General features: G+C 71.7%; 16 protein-coding genes and 1 pseudogene. 5 read left to right on the top strand and 12 right to left on the bottom strand.

The genetic code is table 11. The features are described from left to right. Positions 1 to 79: 79 nt before the first annotated feature. The 3 genes and pseudogenes from ACFPIH_RS50355 to gabT form a co-directional block, all read right to left on the bottom strand. Positions 80 to 958, bottom strand: a complete 879-nt coding sequence (locus tag ACFPIH_RS50355; protein WP_381186167.1) for an alpha/beta fold hydrolase — start codon at positions 956 to 958, stop codon at positions 80 to 82. 110 nt (positions 959 to 1,068) lie between these two features. Then, a pseudogene (locus ACFPIH_RS50350) lies at positions 1,069 to 1,286 on the bottom strand (phosphatase PAP2 family protein); the annotation flags it as partial. 133 nt (positions 1,287 to 1,419) lie between these two features. Further along, positions 1,420 to 2,754 (bottom strand): 4-aminobutyrate--2-oxoglutarate transaminase, encoded by a 1,335-nt coding sequence (gene gabT / locus ACFPIH_RS50345; RefSeq protein ID WP_381186164.1) that lies wholly within the window; start codon positions 2,752 to 2,754, stop codon positions 1,420 to 1,422. Between the two features lie 248 nt (positions 2,755 to 3,002). On the opposite strand from gabT, the gene ACFPIH_RS50340 reads away from it, so the two are divergent. Together ACFPIH_RS50340 and ACFPIH_RS50335 are read left to right on the top strand one after the other, a co-directional pair. Next, the gene (locus ACFPIH_RS50340; RefSeq protein WP_381186242.1) at positions 3,003 to 5,351 is read left to right on the top strand and encodes a type IV secretory system conjugative DNA transfer family protein; all 2,349 of its coding nucleotides are present in this window, start codon (positions 3,003 to 3,005) and stop codon (positions 5,349 to 5,351) included. A 97-nt stretch (positions 5,352 to 5,448) separates the two neighbouring features. Continuing rightward, positions 5,449 to 7,041 carry a PucR family transcriptional regulator gene (locus ACFPIH_RS50335; protein WP_381186161.1) on the top strand — a complete coding sequence of 531 codons (1,593 nt, stop codon included), beginning with the start codon at positions 5,449 to 5,451 and terminating at the stop codon, positions 7,039 to 7,041. Between the two features lie 93 nt (positions 7,042 to 7,134). Here ACFPIH_RS50335 and ACFPIH_RS50330 read toward each other — a convergent pair whose 3' ends face one another. The 7 genes from ACFPIH_RS50330 to ACFPIH_RS50300 form a co-directional block, all read right to left on the bottom strand. Further along, positions 7,135 to 7,587 (bottom strand): bifunctional DNA primase/polymerase, encoded by a 453-nt coding sequence (locus ACFPIH_RS50330; protein ID WP_381186158.1) that lies wholly within the window; start codon positions 7,585 to 7,587, stop codon positions 7,135 to 7,137. A 125-nt stretch (positions 7,588 to 7,712) separates the two neighbouring features. Continuing rightward, positions 7,713 to 9,131 carry an NAD(P)/FAD-dependent oxidoreductase gene (locus ACFPIH_RS50325; protein ID WP_381186155.1) on the bottom strand — a complete coding sequence of 473 codons (1,419 nt, stop codon included), beginning with the start codon at positions 9,129 to 9,131 and terminating at the stop codon, positions 7,713 to 7,715. A 12-nt stretch (positions 9,132 to 9,143) separates the two neighbouring features. Beyond that, on the bottom strand, positions 9,144 to 9,944 hold the full coding sequence (locus ACFPIH_RS50320) for an ABC transporter permease (protein ID WP_381186239.1): 801 nt from the start codon (positions 9,942 to 9,944) through the stop codon (positions 9,144 to 9,146). Between the two features lie 12 nt (positions 9,945 to 9,956). Further along, on the bottom strand, positions 9,957 to 10,886 hold the full coding sequence (locus ACFPIH_RS50315) for an ABC transporter permease (RefSeq protein WP_381186153.1): 930 nt from the start codon (positions 10,884 to 10,886) through the stop codon (positions 9,957 to 9,959). After that, on the bottom strand, positions 10,886 to 12,046 hold the full coding sequence (locus ACFPIH_RS50310; RefSeq protein ID WP_381186150.1) for an ABC transporter ATP-binding protein: 1,161 nt from the start codon (positions 12,044 to 12,046) through the stop codon (positions 10,886 to 10,888). Before ACFPIH_RS50310 ends, ACFPIH_RS50315 begins: the two co-directional genes overlap by 1 nt. After that, positions 12,043 to 13,290, bottom strand: a complete 1,248-nt coding sequence (locus tag ACFPIH_RS50305; RefSeq protein WP_381186147.1) for an ABC transporter substrate-binding protein — start codon at positions 13,288 to 13,290, stop codon at positions 12,043 to 12,045. The genes ACFPIH_RS50310 and ACFPIH_RS50305 overlap by 4 nt, the downstream gene beginning before the upstream one ends. A 27-nt stretch (positions 13,291 to 13,317) precedes the next feature. Further along, complete coding sequence (locus ACFPIH_RS50300; RefSeq protein ID WP_381186144.1) at positions 13,318 to 14,832, bottom strand: gamma-aminobutyraldehyde dehydrogenase; 1,515 nt, start codon at positions 14,830 to 14,832, stop codon at positions 13,318 to 13,320. 210 nt (positions 14,833 to 15,042) lie between these two features. Here ACFPIH_RS50300 and ACFPIH_RS50295 point away from each other — a divergent pair, with 210 nt between their 5' ends. After that, positions 15,043 to 15,618 carry an NADAR family protein gene (locus ACFPIH_RS50295; RefSeq protein ID WP_381186142.1) on the top strand — a complete coding sequence of 192 codons (576 nt, stop codon included), beginning with the start codon at positions 15,043 to 15,045 and terminating at the stop codon, positions 15,616 to 15,618. Between the two features lie 22 nt (positions 15,619 to 15,640). Here ACFPIH_RS50295 and ACFPIH_RS50290 read toward each other — a convergent pair whose 3' ends face one another. Beyond that, entirely contained in the window at positions 15,641 to 16,465 is an 825-nt protein-coding gene (locus ACFPIH_RS50290; protein WP_381186139.1) for a DUF4190 domain-containing protein, read from the bottom strand. Between the two features lie 103 nt (positions 16,466 to 16,568). Between ACFPIH_RS50290 and ACFPIH_RS50285 the strand changes: the two genes are divergently transcribed. Both ACFPIH_RS50285 and ACFPIH_RS50280 read left to right on the top strand, forming a co-directional pair. Beyond that, on the top strand, positions 16,569 to 17,666 hold the full coding sequence (locus ACFPIH_RS50285) for an adenosine deaminase (RefSeq protein WP_381186236.1): 1,098 nt from the start codon (positions 16,569 to 16,571) through the stop codon (positions 17,664 to 17,666). Positions 17,667 to 17,684: 18 nt separating this feature from the next. Beyond that, positions 17,685 to 18,377, top strand: a complete 693-nt coding sequence (locus ACFPIH_RS50280) for a glycerophosphodiester phosphodiesterase (protein ID WP_381186136.1) — start codon at positions 17,685 to 17,687, stop codon at positions 18,375 to 18,377. Here the strand turns inward: ACFPIH_RS50280 and ACFPIH_RS50275 are convergent. After that, positions 18,366 to 20,069, bottom strand: coding sequence for an RNA polymerase sigma factor (locus tag ACFPIH_RS50275; protein WP_381186134.1), 1,704 nt, complete (start codon positions 20,067 to 20,069; stop codon positions 18,366 to 18,368). The two genes, ACFPIH_RS50280 and ACFPIH_RS50275, sit on opposite strands and share 12 nt — an antisense overlap. Positions 20,070 to 20,179 lie beyond the last annotated feature (110 nt).

Genomic DNA, 20,179 nt, shown 5'->3' with positions numbered 1-20,179 from the left:
TTGGCCACAGTTTTACCTGTCGTTTAACGCCGACGCAAAGAGTTCAACTCCCCTCCACTTGTGAACAGTTGATTTCCCGTCAGCTCCAGTCGTCCGAGTGCTCCAGGATCGCCTCGGCCAGCGGGGCGTGCACCGTCCGGGGCAGGGCGTGCCCCATGCCGGGGACCTCGATCAGCCGGGCGCCCCGGATCGTCTGGACGAGGTGCTCGGGGTGGGGCGGCGGGTAAACGGGGTCAGCTGGAGCCGAGACGACGAGAACGGGCACGTCGTTGCGGGCCAGCGCCCCGGTACGGTCCATGCCGGAGACATCGGCGCGGGCGTGTGCGCTGCCGGCGCGATACCGGCCCGTTTGGGCGATGATCCGGCGTTCCCTGTCGCGGGCGTCGTCGGCGTCGAAGGGGAGCACGTCTCCGCCCAGCAGACGCCAGTGCTCGACGCGGCGGTCCAGCTCGGCCGCCGGGTCGATGTCGTCCGGTACCGGGCGGCTCCAGAACTCCAGCAGTGCGCGGTCGGGCCCCGGCAGCTGCTCGGCGGGGACGGACGTGCCGTCCGGGCGCCGGAACGCGGCGGAGCTCAGGGATCCCGTGCCGATCAGGGTGGCGGTGCGCAGCCTCTCGGGATGATCGGCGAGGAGGAGCTGGGCCAGCATCCCGCCCAGGGACATGCCGACGACATGCGCGCGGTCGACGCCCCAGGCGTCCAGGACGGCGACGGCGTCCTCGGCGAGCGCGGTGACGGGGTACGGCCGCTCGTCGTACCCCCAGGTGGAGCGGCCGGTGTCGCGATGGTCGTAGCGGATCACGCGGTGCCGGCGGGCGAGCAGGCCGACGAACTCGTCCGGCCAGCCGAGGGCGGGTGCCTGAGCGCCCATGATCAGCAGGAGCGGGGGCGCGTCGGCGGGACCGTGGGCCTCGGTCCAGAGGCGGACGCCGGGGGCGGCGTCGACGTAGCGGTCCATGGGCACTCCTCCGACGAAAACACGAGACGAGACGTATCGTATCGCTGTCTGCTCGAAAAAAAGACCCCGGCAAAAATGCGGGGTCAGTGGTCTGCACCGGAGAAGGAGGTCGGCCGCCCCGGAACAGGGGGGGTGGTTCCGGGGCGGCCGTCCGGATCGGGACGCCGGCCGCCCCGGGGGGTTTGGGGCGGGCGACCGTCCGATCGGTGAGGAGATTCCGGAGCCTGGGGCTCCGATTGTGTGCGCGAGGGCACGACCAGGTCGAAGCTGGGGAGGCCCCGGCCTGGGGTTCGCCCACAGTCCCCTGTGGGCGGGGTGTATCTCTCATCTGGGTAGAACGTACGGCAGTGACAGGCGGTGCGACAGACGGATTCGCGTCCCGCCATGCACCCCGCACACCTTCTTCACACGGCCTGCTGACCGTAGGAGTCAGCTGTGCGTCAGCACTGGCGGCAGGCTGCTCAGATACGCGCGAAGGCCTGCTCGATGATGTCGAGGCCCTCGTTCAGGAGGTCCTCGCCGATGACCAGCGGGGGCAGGAAACGCAGCACATTGCCGTAGGTGCCACAGGTAAGGACCAGCAGACCTTCCTGGTGGCAGGCCTTGGCGAGCGCGGCGGTGGCCTCGGGGGCCGGCTCCTTGGTGGTGCGGTCCTTGACCAGCTCGATGGCGATCATCGCGCCACGGCCGCGTACGTCACCGATGACCTCGAACTTCTCGGCCATGGCGGTCAGCCGGGCCTTCATCGTCACCTCGATGGCCTTCGCCCGCGCGTTGAGGTCGAGATCCCGCATCGTCTCGATCGCGCCGAGCGCACCCGCGCAGGCGACCGGGTTGCCGCCGTAGGTGCCGCCCAGGCCGCCCGCGTGCGCGGCGTCCATGATCTCGGCGCGGCCGGTCACGGCGGCGAGCGGGAGGCCGCCGGCGATGCCCTTGGCGGTGGTGATCAGGTCCGGGACGATGCCCTCGTCCTCGCAGGCGAACCACTGGCCGGTGCGGCAGAACCCGGACTGGATCTCGTCGGCGACGAAGACGATGCCGTTGGCGGCGGCGAAGTCACGAATGGCCGGAAGGAAGCCCTTGGCGGGCTCGATGAAGCCGCCCTCGCCGAGCAGCGGCTCGATGATGATCGCGGCCACGTTGTCCGGGCCGACCTGCTTGGTGATCTGGTCGATGGCCTGCGCGGCGGCCTCGGGCCCCGCGTTCTGCGGGCCGGTCGGCCAGCGGTAGCCGTAGGCGACCGGGACACGGTAGACCTCGGGCGCGAACGGCCCGAAGCCGTGCTTGTACGGCATGTTCTTCGACGTCAGCGCCATGGTGAGGTTCGTCCGGCCGTGGTAGCCGTGGTCGAAGACGACGACCGCCTGCCGCTTCGTATGGGCACGGGCGACCTTCACCGCGTTCTCGACGGCCTCCGCGCCGCTGTTGAACAGCGCGGACTTCTTGGCGTGGTCACCCGGGGTGAGCTCGGCGAGGGCCTCGGCGACCTCCACGTAGCCCTCGTAGGGGGTGACCATGAAACAGGTGTGGGTGAAGTCGGCGAGCTGCGCCGCGGCACGGCGTACGACGGCCTCGGCGGAGGCGCCGACACTCGTCACGGCGATGCCGGAGCCGAAGTCGATCAGACGGTTGCCGTCGACGTCCTCGATGATGCCGCCGCCCGCGCGCGCGGTGAACACCGGCAGCACGGAGCCCACGCCCTGCGCGACCGCGGCGGTACGGCGGGCCTGCAGCTCCTGCGACTTCGGGCCGGGGATGGCGGTGACGATCCGGCGCTCCTGCGGAAGGGCGGTCATGGCGGGCTCCTGGGTCTTCAGGGGGTCTTGCGGACGCCTTTTTCTCTCTTCTCGCAGGTTAGGACCGGGGGCGGAGGGTGGGCATGCTCCATGTGGGCGGTGTCGCGCGGGCGGCTTGTCCGCCTTGGACATAGCGGCCCGCGGAGGCATCACCGCAGGCCCGGCCGCGTAAGCGGTGAACTCCCCATGCGGGCGCGTTAGATTGCTCGCTGATGACGGACGGAACGGCTGCTCAGGGGGCAAGGGCGATGGACGGCGACGGCACGCGGGACGTACGCGGTACGCATGCGAACCCTGTGCCGCGCCCTGCGGGGCCCCCGCAGGTACCGCCCCGGCCCGCGGCGCCGCCCGCGCCGGCCGCCTCGGCCGTGGCCGACTGGCTCGACGCGCCCCGGCCCGAGGCCAAGCCGGGGATCTGGCGGTTCGGGTACCGGCTGCCGAAGGCCGACCGGCCCACCGGGCGGCTCTCGCCGGTCACGGTGGTCGGGATGCTGGTGCCGCTGGTGGTGGCGCTCGTGCTGTGGTCGCTGTGGCGGCGCGGCAGCCTGCCCTACCAGTTCACGCTGCTGCGGCTGTTCACCCCGGACGACTGGTGGTGGGGCGGCACGATCGCCTCCGCGAAGACCATGGAGGGCGCCGAGGCCCGGGTCGTCTACGACGGTGTGTTCTTCGCGGTCCTCGTCCTCTTCATGGGCCGGCTGGGCGGCTGGCCGGACGCGCTGCGGCACTTCGTCGGCCGTCGGCCGCAGCCCGCCCGCGCGCTGCTGGCCCTGCTGTGCGCGCTGGCCGCGCTGAGCGTCGTGTTCCCCGGCGCCTTCGGGGCCGGCTGGGACGCGCTGCCGGTGGTCGACCCGCTGTTCTCCCTGGTCGTGCTGGTCTCCGGCAGCTACGAGCTGTTCTCCTCCGTCCTGTTCACGGACACCCTGTACGCGGTCGTCACCGCGCTGGTGGTGTGGCCGTTCGCGAAGGTCGGCGGCTGGCTGCCGTACGCGAAGGAACGACTCGCCTCCCGTGGCCGCCCCGAGGCCGCCGCCCCCGTCGTCGAGCGACCGCGCGCCCAGTGGCCCGAGCTGCGGGACGCCGGGCAGTACGAGGCGGCCGAGCTGCTGACCGGCGAGGTGGCCGCCGGACGGATGAACGACGTGGACTGCGCACGGGTGCGCCGGGCCTGGACGGTGGGTCTGCCCGACTTCCGGGAGACCGTGCTGCGCCAGGGCGGCGCCGCCTGGACCCACCCGTCCGGCGCCCGTGACCTGCCCCACCGCACCACGCGCCACGACCTGCTCGACGGGCAGGTGCGCATCGGCCGCTGGGTGGCGTCCGAGCGCACCCCGCTCACCCACCACGACGCGGGCGCCGCGCTCGGCCCGGAGGTGCTGGGCACCTCGCTGCTCGCCGTCGGCCCGTCCGGCGCGGGCAAGACTCGCACGCTGGTCGAGCCGCTGACGGAGGCGCTGGCCCTGCAGGCGCTGACCGGCGGCTGCGCGGTCGTCGCGGTGTCGGCGCCGGGCGGCGGACGGCTCGGCGCCGACGCGTCCTTCGACGTGATCGTCCGGATCGGCGATCCGTCGTCCGTGTACGACCTCGACCCGTACGCCGAGTGCGACGACCCCGACGAGGCCGCCGCGATCCTCGCCGAGGCGCTGGTCGGCGACGTGGACACGGTGAGCGGACAGGGCGCCGCCACCGCGCTCGCCCAGCTCCTCGGCCCCTACCGGGCCGTGCACGGCCGCTTCCCCGCGCTGCCCGAGCTGCGCGAACTCCTGGAGGGCGAGCCGGGGGCGCTGGGCGAGCTGCGGGCCGCCGTCGCCGGGGACGACGTGATGCGCCGGGAACTGGAGGCGCGCGTACGGCAGAGCGGGGCGCCGGGCGACCCCGGGCGGGCCCTCGCCGACCGGCTTGCGCTGCTGAACCGGCCGGTGTTCGCCGACTTCTTCGGCGGCGGTGCCGGTCAGACCCATCGCGCGTTCTCGCTGCGCTCCGTCGCCCACCACCCCCTGCGGGTCCGCGTCGACCTGCCCGAGCGCGGGCACGAGGAGGCCGGACGGCTGATCACCCGGCTGGTCCTCGCCCAGTTCCACGCCGTCGTACGGGAGGGGCGGCGCGCCCACTTCGCCTGTCTGGTGCTGGACGACGCGACCGGGGCGGTGACCGTGGACTCGGTGCGCCGGATCCAGCGGCTGCGCTCGCAGAACGCGGGCGTGGTGCTGGCGCTGCGCACCATAGGGGACGTACCGGAGGCGCTGCACGGTCCGCTGTACGGGGCGGTGGGCTGCCGGATGGCCTTCTCGGGGATCACCACCTGGGACGGCGGCCGGTTCGCGCAGGCCTGGGGCACCGAGTGGGTGGAGACCACGGAGGTCGCCAAACACACGGTGTTCGCCGACCAGCCGATGACCCGGGCCATCCACGCCCTGCGCAAACTGGTCACGGGCAAGGCGGTGACCACGGACGCGGTGACCGTGCGCCAGGTCGAACGGGAGCGGTGGTCGCCGTCCCAGCTGGCGCACGAGGTTCCGCCGGGCCACGCGGTGCTGTCGCTGACGACCGTCGGGGGCGAGCACGCGCCGCCGCTGCTGGTGGACCTGCGGGGCTGAAGGGACGCGGGGGATCTCGCCGGTGAGGCAGAATCGGCTGTGGCCGTTCATACGCGACGGCCAAGAGATCTCCCCTCTTCGAAGGCACTGACGGCCCATGCCTCCCACGCTCGCCTCGCTCGTCCACCATTCCGCGCTGAAGCTGACCGTGCGGGCGGGCGAGGACCGCCTGGACGTGCCGGTGCGGTGGGCGCATGTCAGCGAGCTCGCGGACCCGGTGCCGTACATGGAGGGCGGGGAGCTGCTGCTGATCACCGCGCTGAAGCTGGACGCGGAGGACCCGCACACCATGCGGCGCTATGTGAAGCGGCTGGTGGGGGCGGGGGTGGTCGGGCTCGGCTTCGCGGTCGGCGTCAACTACGACGACATCCCGAAGGCCCTCCTCGAAGCCGCCGAGCGGGAGGGCCTCCCCCTGCTCGAGGTGCCGCGCCGCACCCCCTTCCTCGCGATCAGCAAGGCGGTGTCGGCGGCCATCGCGGCCGACCAGTACCGGGCGGTGACGGCGGGGTTCGCGGCCCAGCGGGAGCTGACCAGGCAGGCGCTGACGGACGGCCCGGAGGGGCTGCTGGCCGCGCTCGCCACGCAGGTCGACGGGTGGGCGGCGCTGTACGACGCCTCGGGCGCCGTCGTCGCGGCGGCGCCGGAGTGGGCGGGCCGGCGGGCGGCACGGCTCACCACGGAGGTGGAGCGGCTGCGGGACCGTCCGGCACCGGCGTCGGCGGTGGTCGCGGGGGCGCACTCCGCCGACTCGGCCGAGAACGCCGACCGGATCGAACTGCACACCCTGGGCACCGGCCGCCGCCCGCGCGCGACCCTCGCGGTCGGCACGGCGGCCGCCCCCGGCACGGCGGAGCGGTACGCCGTCCACTCGGCGATCGCCCTGCTCACCCTCACCACGGAACGCTCCCGCTCCCTGCGCGCGGCGGAACAACGCCTCGGCGCGGCCGTCCTGCGCATGCTCCTGGCCGGCGAACCCGACCACGCCCGAGCGGTCGCGGGCGACCTGTACGGCGAACTCCTCGACGCCCCCTTCCGGGTGATCGTGGCCGAACCGGCGTCCACCGCTCCCGGACAGGCCGGCGACCCCCTCGGTGGTCTCGCCGAAGTCTTCGAGTCGGCTGCCGCGCGGGCCGGGGAGGCGGTCCTGGTGGTGCCCGAAGGGGAGCGGCTGGTGGTGCTGGTCGCGGACGGCGGTGCGGCGGTGGCGGCGTGCGCCCGGTATGCGGCGGAGTGGGAGGGGACGCCTGGTGAGGAGCGCGCGGACGAGGGGCTGGTCGTCGGGCTTTCGGCACCGGCCGGGCCGATCGCGGCGGCAGCGGCGTACAAGCAGGCCCAGCAGGCGCTGTCGGTGGCGCGGCGCAGGGGCCGGGTCCTCGTGGAGCACGAGCGGCTGGCGGCCGGTTCGGTGCTGCCGCTTCTCGCGGACGACGCGGTGCAGGCGTTCGCGGACGGTCTGCTGCGGGCGCTGCGCGAGCACGACGCGACCGGCCGCGGTGATCTCGTCGCCTCCCTGCGCGCCTGGCTCTCCCGGCACGGCCAGTGGGACGCGGCGGCGGCCGACCTGGGCGTCCACCGCCACACCCTGCGCTACCGGATGCGCCGGGTGGAGGAGATCCTGGGCCGCTCGCTCGACGATCCGGACGTCCGCATGGAGTTGTGGCTGGCGCTGAAGGCGACGGCGCCGGAGTAGGCCGCGCCGGCCGCACGGGCGGCCGGCGTCGTCGGGAGCGTCGGGAGCGTCGGGAGCGTCGGGATGGGGGACGTCCGCTCGCCCGGACTGGTCCTAGTCGATGGTTCCGGTGGCCAGGCCCGCCGCCGCCTCGTGCATGGCGAGTTCGAGGAGCGCCGGGTCGGTGAGGGTGCCGGAGCCGTCGGGCGGGACCAGCCAGCGGACGCGGCCCGTGGAGCGGCCCGGGTACGGCACGACGATCCAGGTGCCGGCCCCGGCGGTGCGGACACCGGTGCCGATCCAGTGGGCGGCGGTGCCCGCCGGTACGAGGAAGCCCATGCGGTTCTCGCCGAAGTCGACGAGCACGGGCCCCGGTTGGTCGAGGATGCGGGTGAGCACGTCGAGCGTCCGACCGCCGAGTTCGCCCGGCAGGATGAGTACGTCCCAGGCCCTGCCCGCCGGCAGCAGCGCGACCCCCGCGGGGTTGCGCTCCCATTCCCAGCGGCAGGCCTCGGGATCCGGTGCGACGGATGTCAGCCATTCGACAGCCGTCTTCGCCCCAGCCATGAGAAGACCTCCCTCTCTCGTGGACGCGGTCGTCGCGTCACGGGGGAGAGGGAGGTCGGGGGCGAGCATTACGCGGGTTCGGACGCCTCGTTGGAGTGACCCGGCTCACCCGCCGCCGGCAGCCCTCAGCTGTCGAAACCCAGTCCCAGTCGGTCCATCGTCCTCAGCCAGAGGTTGCGCCGGCCGCCGTGCGCGTCCGCGCGGGCCAGCGACCACTTGGTGAGCGCGATCCCGGTCCAGGCGAACGGCTCCGGCGGGAAGGGAAGCGGCTTCCTGCGGACCATTTCCAGCCGGGTCCGCTCGGTGCTCTCCCCCGCGAGGAGGTCCAGCATCACCTCGGCGCCGAACCGGGTGGCCCCGACGCCCAGACCGGTGTACCCGGCCGCGTAGGCGACCTTCCCTTGGTGGGCGGTGCCGAAGAACGCCGAGAAGCGCGAGCAGGTGTCGATCGCGCCGCCCCACGCGTGCGTGAAGCGGACGCCCTCCAGCTGCGGGAAGCAGGTGAAGAAGTGCCCGGCGAGTTTGGCGTAGGTCTCGGGCCGGTCGTCGTACTCGGCCCGGACCCGGCCGCCGTACGGGTAGACCGCGTCGTAGCCGCCCCACAGGATCCGGTTGTCGGCGGACAGCCGGAAGTAGTGGAACTGGTTGGCGGAGTCGCCCAGGCCCTGGCGGTTCTTCCAGCCGATCGCGCCGAGCTGTTCGGCGCCGAGCGGCTCGGTCATCAGCGCGTAGTCGTAGACCGGGACGGTGTACGCCCGCACGCGTCTGACCAGGCTGGGGAAGATGTTCGTGCCGAGCGCGACCTGGCGGGCGCGGACCTGCCCGTAGGGCGTGCGTACGGCCATCCCGGCGCCGTACGGCTTCAGGTCCAGGGCGGGCGTGTGCTCGTACACCCGGACGCCGAGCCGCACGCACGCCTGCTTCAGGCCCCAGGCCAGCTTGGCGGGGTGGAGCATGGCCACCCCCCGGCGGTCGTACAGGCCGGCCTCGAAGGTGGGCGAGGCGACCTGTTCGCGGACGGCGTCGGTGTCGAGGAACTCGACGCCGTCGGCGAGGCCCCTGCGGTCGAGTTCCTCGTACCAGTCGCGCAGTTCCCACGCCTGGTAGGTCTCGGTGGCGACGTCGATCTCGCCGGTGCGTTCGAAGTCGCAGTCGATGCCGTGCCGGGCGATCGCCGCCTCGATCTCGTCGAGATTGCGGTGGCCCAGCTCCTGGAGGGTGTGGATCTCGTCGGGCCAGCGGGCCAGACCGTTGGGCAGCCCGTGGGTGAGGGAGGCCGCGCAGAAGCCTCCGTTGCGGCCCGAGGCGGCCCAGCCCACCTCGCGGCCCTCAAGCAGCAGCACGTCCCGCTGCGGTTCGCGCTCCTTGGCGACGAGCGCGGTCCACAGTCCGCTGTAGCCGCCGCCGACGACCAGCAGGTCACAGGTCTCGGCGCCGGTGAGCGCGGGCTCGGGGCGGGGCTTGCCGGGGTCCTCCAGCCAGTACGGGACCGGCTGGGCTTCGGAAAGTGCCTTTGTCCAACGGCTCATGGCGCTTGGGGCCATGATTTCAACTCCCTACGCTTTTTGTCGGTTACGGCGGTTGCCGATGACCATCGACATCAGGACGAGCAGGACGGCGACCAGGAACATGGCCGTTCCGATGACGTTGATCTGCACGGGAGTGCCGCGCTGTGCCGAACCCCAGACGAACATGGGGAAGGTGACGGTCGAACCCGCGTTGAAATTGGTGATGATGAAATCGTCGAAGGAGAGCGCGAAGGCGAGCAGCGCGCCCGCGGCGATTCCGGGGGCCGCGATGGGCAGGGTGACGCGCAGGAAGGTCTGCGCCGGTCCGGCGTAGAGGTCCTGGGCGGCCTGTTCCAGGCGCGGGTCCATCGACATGACGCGCGCCTTGACGGCCGTCACGACGAAGCTGAGGCAGAACATGATGTGCGCGATGAGGATCGTCCAGAAACCCAACTGTGCACCCAGGTTGAGGAACAGGGTGAGCAGCGAGGCGGCCATGACGACCTCGGGCATCGCCATCGGCAGGAAGATCAGCGAGTTGACCGAGCCCCGCGCGCGGAAGCGGTAGCGGACCAGGGCGAAGGCGATCATCGTGCCCAGCAGGGTCGCGCCGATGGTCGCCCAGATCGCGATCTGGAGGCTGAGCGAGAGCGAGCCGCACATTCCGGCGACTCCGCACGGGTCCTTCCAGGCGTCCGTGGAGAACTGCTGCCATTCGTAGTTGAAGCGGCCCTTCGGTTTGTTGAAGGAGAACACCGTGACGACGACGTTGGGCAGCAGCAGATAGCCGAGGGTGAGAAGTCCCGCGATGACGACGAGATTGCGTCTGAACCATTTGACGAAAGACATCACGACGGGCATTTAGACCAGCTCCTCCGTCCCGGACCTGCGGATGTAGAAGGTGACCATGAGCAGAATGGCGGCCATGAGGATGAAGGAGAGCGCCGCCGCCGTCGGATAGTCCAGTACGCGCAGGAACTGTGTCTGGATGACGTTTCCGATCATGCGGGTGTCGGTCGAGCCGAGGAGTTCGGCGTTGACGTAGTCGCCGGCCGCCGGGATGAAGGTCAGCAGCGTCCCGGAGACGACGCCGGGCATCGACAGCGGGAAGGTGACCTTGCGGAAGGTGGTGATCGGCTTGGCGTACAGATCGCCGGCCGCCTCGTGCAGCCGTCCGTCGATGCGTTCCAGCGAGGTGTAGAGCGGCAGGACCATGAACGGCAGGAAGTTGTACGTCAGACCGCAGACCACCGCCAGTGGGGTGGCGAGGACACGGTCGCCGGCGGTCCAGCCGAGCCAGTTGGTGACGTCCAGGACGTGCAGGGTGTTGAGGACTTCGACGACCGGGCCGCTGTCCGCGAGGATCGTCTTCCAGGCGAGGGTGCGGATCAGGAAGCTGGTGAAGAACGGCGCGATCACCAGGATCATGATCAGGTTCCGCCAGCGCCCGGCGCGGAAGGCGATCACGTAGGCCAGCGGATAGCCCAGGATCAGGCAGAGGATCGTCGCGGCGGCGGCGTAGAGGACCGAGCGGAAGAACTGCGGCCAGTACTCGCTCAGCGCGTCCCAGTAGGTCGCGAAGTGCCAGGTGACCTTGTAGCCCTCCTCCAGGGAGCCCGTCTGCACGGACGTGGAGGCCTGGTAGATCAGCGGCAGCGCGAAGAACACGATCAGCCAGAGCAGTCCGGGCAGCAGCAGCCAGTACGGCGTCATGCGCCCGCGTCTGCGCGGTGGCTTCTTCTCGGGCGCGGCCGGGGTCAGCGGCGGGGGCGCCTCGGTGAGCGTGGCCATCAGAGCGCCACCTGTTCGTCGATGCCGGCGTCGATGTCCTGCGCGGCGTCGAGGCCGAAGGTGTGGGCGGGCGCCCAGTGCAGGACGACGTCGGCGCCGGGGACCAGCCGGGTGTCCCGGTCGACGTTCTGTACGTAGACCTCGAACTCGGGGCAGACCGCGCTGTCGATGACGTACTGCGTGGAGACGCCGATGAACGACGAGTCGGCGATCTTCCCGGTGATCCGGTTGCGGTTCTCGGGGATCTCGCCGGCGGCGTCGGCGTGGACCAGGGAGATCTTCTCCGGGCGGACGCCGACCAGCACCTTGCCGCCGGCGGCCGTGGGCGCGGAACATCGCGCCTCGGGCAGGACCAGCTTGCCGCCACCCGCCTTCAGCACGATGTCGTCGCCGCTCTTGGTGTCGACCTCGGCCTCGATGAGGTTGGAGGTGCCGAGGAAGTTGGCGACGAACGTGGTCTGCGGGTTCTCGTACAGGTCGGCCGGGGAGCCGAGCTGCTCGACGCGTCCCGCGCTCATCACGGCGACCGTGTCGGCCATCGTCATGGCCTCCTCCTGGTCGTGCGTGACGTGCACGAAGGTGATGCCGACCTCGGTCTGGATGCGCTTGAGCTCCAGCTGCATCTGGCGGCGCAGCTTGAGGTCGAGGGCGCCGAGGGGCTCGTCGAGCAGGAGCACCTTGGGGGTGTTGATCAGCGCGCGGGCGACGGCGACGCGCTGCTGCTGGCCGCCGGAGAGCTGGTGCGGCTTCTTACGGGCCTGCTCGCCGAGCTGGACCAGCTCCAGCATGTCCTCGACCTGCTTCTTCACACTCCTGATGCCGCGTCGGCGCAGGCCGAAGGCGACGTTCTCGAAGATGTCGAGGTGCGGGAAGAGGGCGTAGGACTGGAAGACGGTGTTCACCGGGCGCTTGTAGGGCGGCAGGGCGGTGACGTCCTGGTCGCCGAGGTGGACGGTGCCGGAGGAAGGTTCCTCCAGACCGGCGATCATGCGCAGGGTGGTGGTCTTGCCGCAGCCGGAGGCGCCGAGCAGGGCGAAGAACGAGCCCTGTGGGACGGTCAGGTCGAGCGGCTGCACGGCGGTGAAGGAGCCGTAGGTCTTGCTGATCCCGGTGAGGCGAACGTCGCCGCTGCCGCTGTCGGTGGTCTTCATCGTCGTCACGCCCCAGTCAGCTTCGCGAACTTCGCCTCGTAGGCCGTCTCTTCCTTCGTGCTCAGCGAGCGGAAGGCGTGGGACTTCGCCTGCATGGCCTTGTCGGGGATGATCAGCGGGTTGTCCGCCGCGTCCTTGTCGATCTTCGCCAGCGCCGCCTGCACCCCGTCGACGGGACAGACGTAGTTGATGTACGCGGCGAGTTCGGCCGCCGGTTCGGGCTCGTAGTAGTAGTCCATGAGCCGTTCGGCGTTCGTCTTGTGCCGGGCCTTGTTGGGGACCAGCATGTTGTCGCTGGACGTCATGTAGCCGGAGTCCGGGATGACGAAGTCGACGTCGGGGCTGTCCGCCTTCAGCTGTACGACGTCGCCGGCCCAGGCGATACAGGCCGCGAAGTCGCCGCTGGTGATGTCGGACGTGTAGTCGTTGCCGGTGAAGCGGCGGATCTGGCCGTTGTCGACGCCCTTCTGGAGGCGGGCGATCGCGGCGTCGTAGTCGTCGTCGGTGAAGTTCGCCGGGTCCTTGCCCATGTCGAGCAGGGTCATGCCGATGCTGTCGCGCATCTCGGTGAGGAAGCCGACGCGGCCCTTGAGCCTGGGGTTGTCGAGGAGGTCGGAGACCGACTTCACCTCGACGCCGTCGAGCGCCTTCTTGTTGTAGGCGATGACCGTGGAGATGCCCTGCCAGGGATACGAGTACGCCCGGCCAGGGTCCCAGTCGGGGCTGCGGAACTGCTCCGAGAGGTTGGCGTAGGCGTGCGGCAGGTTGGACGCGTCCAGTTTCTGGACCCAGCCCAGGCGGATGAGACGGGCGGCCATCCAGTCGGTGAGCACGATGATGTCGCGGCCGGTGTCCTGGCCCGCGGCGAGCTGCGGCTTGATCTTGGCGAAGAACTCGCTGTTGTCGTTGATGTCCTCGGTGTACTTGACCTTGATGCCGGTGCGTTTGGTGAAGGCGTCGAGGGTGGGGTGGCGCTTGCCGCTGTCGTCGACGTCCATGTACTCGGTCCAGTTGGAGAAGTCGACGGTCTTCTCCTTGGCCGAGTGGTCCTCGGCGGACGTGCCGCCCTTGGCCTGGCCTGCCGCGGGGATCCCGCAGGCGCTCAGCGCCCCGAGGCCGCCCACGGTGAGCGCGCCGCCCGCGGAGGCGCGCAGCAGCGACCTGCGGGTCATGGCGGCCCTGCCGCTGCGGAAGCTGCGCCTGATCGCGGCCAGTTGGGCCGGGGACAGGCGTTCGGGCTCTTGGTGCTCCATGCGCGTGCTGCCCTTCGCTGTCGTCGCTTACGCGTCCCCGAAGACGGTGCGGTGCCAGGGCTTCCGGACAACCGCCGTGTTATCGAACATAACGTGCTTGATCTGGGTGTACTCCTCGAACGAGTACGCCGACATGTCCTTGCCGAAGCCGGAGGCCTTGTAACCCCCGTGGGGCATCTCGCTGATGATCGGGATGTGGTCGTTGATCCACACGCACCCGGCCCCGATCTCGCGGGTCGCCCGGTTGGCCCGGAAGACGTCCCGCGTCCAGGCGGAGGCGGCGAGACCGTAGGGGGTGTCGTTGGCGAGCCGCAGCCCTTCGTCGTCGCTGTCGAAGGGCAGGACGACCAGGACCGGGCCGAAGATCTCGGACTGGACGGCCTCGCTGTCCTGGGCCGCGTCCGCGATCAGGGTGGGCAGGTAGTACGCGCCCTTCTTCAGGTCCCCCTGCGGCGCCTCGCCGCCGGTCACCACGCGCGCGTAGCCGCGCGCCCGGTCGACGAAGGCGGCGACCCGGTCGCGCTGGGCGTGCGAGATCAGCGGGCCGAGGTCGGTACCGGCGGCGAAGGGGTCGCCGACCCGGACGGTCTCCATGAGGGCGGCGGTGCGCTCGACGAACGCCTCGTACAGAGGTCGCTGCACGTACGCGCGCGTGGCGGCCGTGCAGTCCTGACCGGTGTTGATCAGCGCGCCCGCGACGGCGCCGTTGACGGCGGCGTCGAGATCGGCGTCGTCGAAGACCACGAAGGGCGCCTTGCCGCCGAGCTCCAGGTGCAGGCGCTTGACGGTGGCGGTGGCGATCTCGGCGACGCGCCTGCCGACGGCGGTGGAGCCGGTGAAGGAGGTCATGACGACGTCCGGGTGACCGACGAGATGCTCACCCGCCTCCCTCCCGGTGCCGGTGACGATGTTGACGACACCGTCGGGGAGGCCCGCCCCGGTAGCCGCCTGCGCGAAGAGCAGCGAGGTGAGCGGGGTGAGCTCGGCGGGCTTCAGGACGATCGTGTTGCCCGCGGCGATCGCCGGGAGGATCTTCCAGGCGGCCATCTGGAGCGGGTAGTTCCAGGGGGCGATGGAGCCGACGACGCCGATGGGCTCGCGACGCACATAGGAGGTGTGGTCGCCGGAGTACTCCCCCGCGGACTGCCCGGCGAGGTGGCGGGCGGCGCCCGCGAAGAACGCGGTGTTGTCGATCGTCCCCGGGACGTCGAACTCGCGGGTCAGCTTCAGCGGCTTGCCGCACTGCAGCGACTCGGCACGGGCGAACTCCCCGGCACGGTCGGCGAGGACGGCGGCGAAGCGGTGCAGGGCGTCCGAGCGCTCGGCGGGCGTGGCGCCGGCCCAGGCCGGGAAGGCGGCGCGGGCGGCGGCGACGGCCGCGTCCACGTCGGCGGTGGACGCCAGCTCGTAGGTGTACACCTCTTCGCCGGTGGCCGGGTCGACGACGGCATGGGTACGGCCCGAGGTGCCCCGGGTGAGGCGGCCCTCGATGTACTGGGCGCCGTCCGCGAAACGTTCCTGTGCGGGGAACCGGTCCTGCATGTCGCTCTCCTCCGCCTTCGCCCCCTGCTCGTGGGGGTGGGTGGCGTAGCTTCGACCTGATTTGAGTGCCGATCCTGACAGAGCAAAGGCACACCAACAAGTGATTCCGTTGTTGCCTTTTGGTTACGCGACGGAATCTGTCGACCAGGTGTCGAGGAACGGCGGTAAAGGCAGGACGGATTGTCAGTGGTGCCTGCCATGCTGGCGTGCATGGAGAAGATCGATTCGTTGGACACCCTGGTCAGGGCCGTTCGGGCGGGGGTGTCGGTCAGGTATCTGCACTTCTGGGGGCACAGGCCGCTGCCGGACGGGCGGGTGGGCGCGAGCTGTCTGAGCCAGTGGTGGCCGTCACCGTTCGTGGTCGGGGGCGTCACCTACGCGACGGCCGAGCACTGGATGATGGCGGAGAAGGCCCGTCTCTTCGGCGACCCGGAGGCGGAGAAGCGGGCGCTGGCCGCCGGACACCCCTCCCAGGCGAAGAAGGCGGGGCGGCTGGTCCGTGGCTTCGACGACGACACGTGGCAGCGGGAGCGGTTCCGGATCGTCGTCGAGGGCAGCATCCACAAGTTCCGCTCGGACCCGGAGCTGAGCGCGTTCCTGCTCAACACGGGCGAGCGCGTTCTGGTGGAGGCGAGCCCCATGGACCGCATATGGGGCATCGGCCTCACGGCGAACGACGAGGCGGCGCAGGACCCCGAGCGGTGGCGCGGGGCGAATCTGCTGGGATTCGCGCTGATGGAGGCGCGCCGGCACCTCCGTGAGGACGGCACCCAGGTCGTTTCCTAGGGCCGCCCCGAGGGTCCGTGGTCTAGGACGGCAGGAAGGCGATCAGGGAGATCAGTCCGGCGCCGAGGGCGAACCCCGCGGCGCCGCAGATGATGCCCGCCAGGGCCTGTCCGGGGTTGCTCGCCTCGCCCCGCTTGGCCTTCTTGCGGCCGATCACGCCGAAGACGACCGCCAGGATGCCGAGGACGATCGCCAGCGGCCACAGGCAGAAGCCGACGGCCGAGACGATCCCGAGCACCATGGAGGTGATCCCCATCCCGTTCTGCTCCACGCGCGGCGCGCCGGGCCAGCCGTACGGGACCTGCGGGTGGGCGGGGTAGCCGTAGCCGCCGGGGTAGCCGTAGGGGACCTGGCCGGGGCCGTCCGGGGAGATGGGCGGCGGCGGAACCGGGCCGGTCTGGTGGACGGCCGGGGGCGCGAAGGGGTTCGGGGGCGGCGGACCACCGGCGGCGGTCGCGGGGTTCGGCGGCGGGTAGGAGCCGAGGGCACCGTTCACCGGCGGCGCGAAGGGGCTCGCCCAGGCCGGCGGGGTGCTGTCGGCGGGCGGCGACGACGCGTCGGGCAGGGAGACGACGGTGCGCTGGTCGTGGACGGAGGGAGGCGGAGCCTGGTCCTGCGGGACCTGGTCCTGCGGGGTGGCCCGGGCGGCCGGGCTCACCGGCTCCCCGGAGACGACGGTGTGGCCCGGACCGGACTGCTCGGCGTCGCCCGGCGCGGCCCAGGGGTTGAGGTCGCCGCCCTTGTCCAACGGCACCTGGGTCACCGCGTCCTCGTCCGAAGCGGGCGCGGGCTCGGGCCAGACATCGCGGCCGGCGTCACCGGTCGGATTCGGTGCGTCGTCGGACATGCAGGGGACCCCCTAGTCGAACATTCCGTCCTCGTTCGTTGCGTCATGCTACGGCCCGGGACGGCGGTGAGGGGCGCTCGCCTACGATGATCCTGACCCACCGATCAGCCGATCACCCGCGCCCCGTCCGCCCGAGCACGGCAGGGGACGCCGTCCCGGGGAGGACCCCTTGACCGAACTGAACGCCTTCATCGCCGGACTGCCCAAGGCCGAACTGCACGTCCACCACGTCGGCTCCGCCTCCCCGCGGATCGTCTCCGAGCTCGCCGCCCGGCACCCCGACTCCACGGTCCCCACCGACCCCGAGGCCCTGGCCGACTACTTCACGTTCACGGACTTCGCCCACTTCATCGAGGTGTACCTGTCCGTCGTGGACCTCATCCGCACCCCGGAGGACGTCCGGCTGCTGACGTACGAGGTGGCCCGGGACCTGGCCCGGCAGCAGGTGCGGTACGCGGAGCTGACGATCACCCCGTTCTCCTCGACGAGGCGCGGCATCGACGAACTGGCGTTCATGGACGCGATCGAGGACGCGCGCAAGGCGGCCGAGGCGGAGTTCGGGACCGTGCTGCGGTGGTGCTTCGACATACCCGGCGAGGCCGGTCTCGAGGCCGCCGAGGAGACCACGCGGCTCGCGACCGAGGACCGGGTGCGCCCCGAGGGGCTGGTCTCCTTCGGGCTCGGCGGTCCCGAGATCGGCGTACCGCGTCCGCAGTTCAAGCCGTACTTCGACCGGGCGATCGCCGCCGGGCTGCGGTCCGTCCCGCACGCGGGCGAGACGACAGGCCCGGAGACGGTCTGGGACGCGCTGACCCACCTGCGCGCCGAGCGCATCGGACACGGCACCGGCTCGGCGCGGGACGAGAAGCTCCTCGCGCACCTCGCGGAGCGGCGGATCGCGCTGGAGGTGTGCCCGACCTCCAACATCGCCACGCGCGCGGTGCGCACCCTCGACGAGCACCCGGTCAGGGAGTTCGTGAAGGCCGGTGTGCTGGTCACGATCAACTCGGACGACCCCCCGATGTTCGGCACCGACCTCAACAACGAGTACGCGGTCACCGCCCGCCTGCTCGGCCTCGACGAGCGCGGCCTGGCGGACCTGGCGAAGAACGCGGTCGAGGCGTCCTTCCTGGACGAGGCGGGCAAGGGCCGGATCCGCGACGAGATCGACACGTACACCGCCGCATGGCTCAGTGCCTGACCCGGACACAATGAGCCCATGCAGACGCTGACCGCCGTGGCCCATCGCGGCGACCCCTACCGCTTCCGTGAGAACACCCTCGGCTCGCTGCGTTCCGCGCTCGACCGGGGTGCGGACGCCGTCGAGTTCGACGTACGGCTCACCAGGGACGGTGTGCCCGTGCTGCTGCACGACGCGACGCTGAAGCGGCTGTGGGAGCTGGACCGGCCACTGCGGTCGCTGTCGGCGGCCGAGGTGCGCGGGCTCACGGCGGGCGGCGTGCCGACGCTCGCGGAGGCCCTCGCGGCGACCGGGGGCAGCCGGGTGATGGTGGACCTGCCGGGGATCTCGGACGTGCGGGCCGCGCGCCGGGTGGTGGACGCCGTACGGGAGGCGGGGGCGGCCGACCGCGCCTACTACTGCGCGGGCGCCGAGGAGATGCTCGCCGTCCGCGCGGCCGACCCGTCGGCCGAGATCGCCCTGACCCGCACCAGCCTGGCGCCTCCGCGCCCGGTCCTGCTCGACGCGGTGAAGCCGCGCTGGCTGAACTACCGCTTCTCCCTGGTGGACCGGGAGCTCGCCGCCCGTGTCCACCGCGGCGGCCATCTCCTGTCCGTGTGGACCCCCGACACCCGCCGCGCCATGCGCCGGCTCGCCGCCCTGGGCGTCGACTCGATCACCACCAACCGCATCGACGTCCTCTGCGCCGTGCGCGACACGCTAGACGCGTGAGCTCTGGGGCACCGTCGCCGGGTCGGCCGGGCTCTCGCGGGTGACGTACTGCGGGACCGGGGTGTCGTCGCCGCCGGTGTCGCGGACCAGGCCGTAGCGCCCGGCGCCCTGGGCGGGGCCGGTGGTGACGTCCTGCTCGACGGCGTCCCAGGTGGTCGGGAAGACGCTCACGCCGTAGTCGGCGCCCCGCTCGTTCACGGTGAGGGTGACGGTGCCGTCGACGTAGAAGTACTCGTTCTGCCACATCTGCTGGGTGCCGGACGGCGGGAGGGCGTACCCGGTGGCCGCGCTGCCCATGCCGGTGGCGGTGCTGTCGGTGGCGCTCACCGGGTCGTCCATCCGGCGTCCGCCGCCCGAGGCCACATGGAAGAGCTTGCCCTTCAGACCGGTCCAGGACGGCATGACCAGGCTGCCGGCCCGGTACTGCGGCGAGATCTGCCAGCGCACGAGGGCATAGCCCTGCCCATTGAGCGTCACGGCGTCCCCGCGGTGGTTCATCACGGCGTGCGCGCCGCCGGTGCTGGTGATCCCGGACGCGGGCCGGTGCGGAAGCGCGGCGGGCGGGGTGCCGGGATCCGGCGCCGTGTCGACGGCGTCGACGACACTGCCGTACTCGGCCGTCTTCCGCACGGTCTCGGACGGGGAGGGGGACGGGGACCCGGACGCAGACGCAGACGGTGAAGGCGTCGATGGCCGCAGGGTCGTGCTCGCCGCCGCCGTCGGAGTGATCACCGCACGCGGCTGCGGACGCTCGGGCGGGCGTACGGCGACGTAGGCGCCGCCCGCCACGAGGGTGGCCCCCGCCGTCACCGCGACGGCGGGCTTGGTCAGCGCGCCGAGCACCTTCGCGGACCAGCCCACGGAGGTGGTGCCCACCGCGGCCACGGCCGTCTTGCCGCCGAGGCCGAGGGCGAGGGTGAAGCCGACCGGGACGGGTACGAGCGCGATGCCGACGAGCAGCCGTTCCGCCGGGACGACCGACTCGGGGGTGTCGCCGCAGTAGCCGCAGCCCCGGATGTGCCGGGCCAGCCGCTTGCGCCAGACGGAGTCGGGGCGGCCGTCCCAGCGGGCGGCGGTCAGATCGCGCAGGTCGGGGCAGGCGCCGTCGAGGGCGCGCACGATGCCCCGGGAGACCTCCAGCCGCTCCTTCAGCCGCTGGACGCGCACGGCGGCGTGCTGTCTGCTGATGCCGACGGCCGCGGCCAGCTCCCGGCGGGTGAGTTCGCCCGCGACCTCCAGCCACCACAGGGACAGCAGCTGCCGGTCCTCCGCGTCCAGCCAGCGCGCCGCCTCCGCGACCTCCCGCCGCTGCCCCTCCAACTGGAGCCTGAGGACGGTGAGTTCGGCGAAGTCGGCGGTGCCGTCGTGGGCCGCGCTCTCGTCGAGGTGGCGGTCGGTCCGGCGGCGGGCCCGGTCGCGGATCTGCCGCATGGCGATGGCCACCAGCCAGGAGCGGAAGGCGTCGGGGTCGCGGAGGGAGCCGAGGTTGTCGACGGCACGCAGCATGGTCTCCTGGACGACGTCGTCGACATCGGCGTGGCCGTTCAGGGCGCGGCCGACGATGTTGTAGACGAGCGGGAGCCAGCCCGCCACCAGGTCGTCCAGTGCGTTCCGGTCACCGGCCTGCGCGGCGGCGATGGTGGCGCGCCAGTGCCGCCCGGCCTCGGCACCGGCGTCGGCGTACGTGCTCATGCCCGCACCCTCTCAGCCGGGACCCCGCTGTTGGCAATGTCGGAGATCACACCCGAGGGGACGCGTGCGGCGGCTCAGGGATAACACTTTTTCTCCCCTAGGGGGGATCC

The organism is Streptomyces vulcanius (genome assembly GCF_042653945.1).
Lineage (GTDB): Bacteria > Actinomycetota > Actinomycetes > Streptomycetales > Streptomycetaceae > Streptomyces > Streptomyces mangrovi.
Note: the sequence above shows the minus strand (reverse complement) of the source record. Positions and strands in the feature narration are given on the sequence as shown.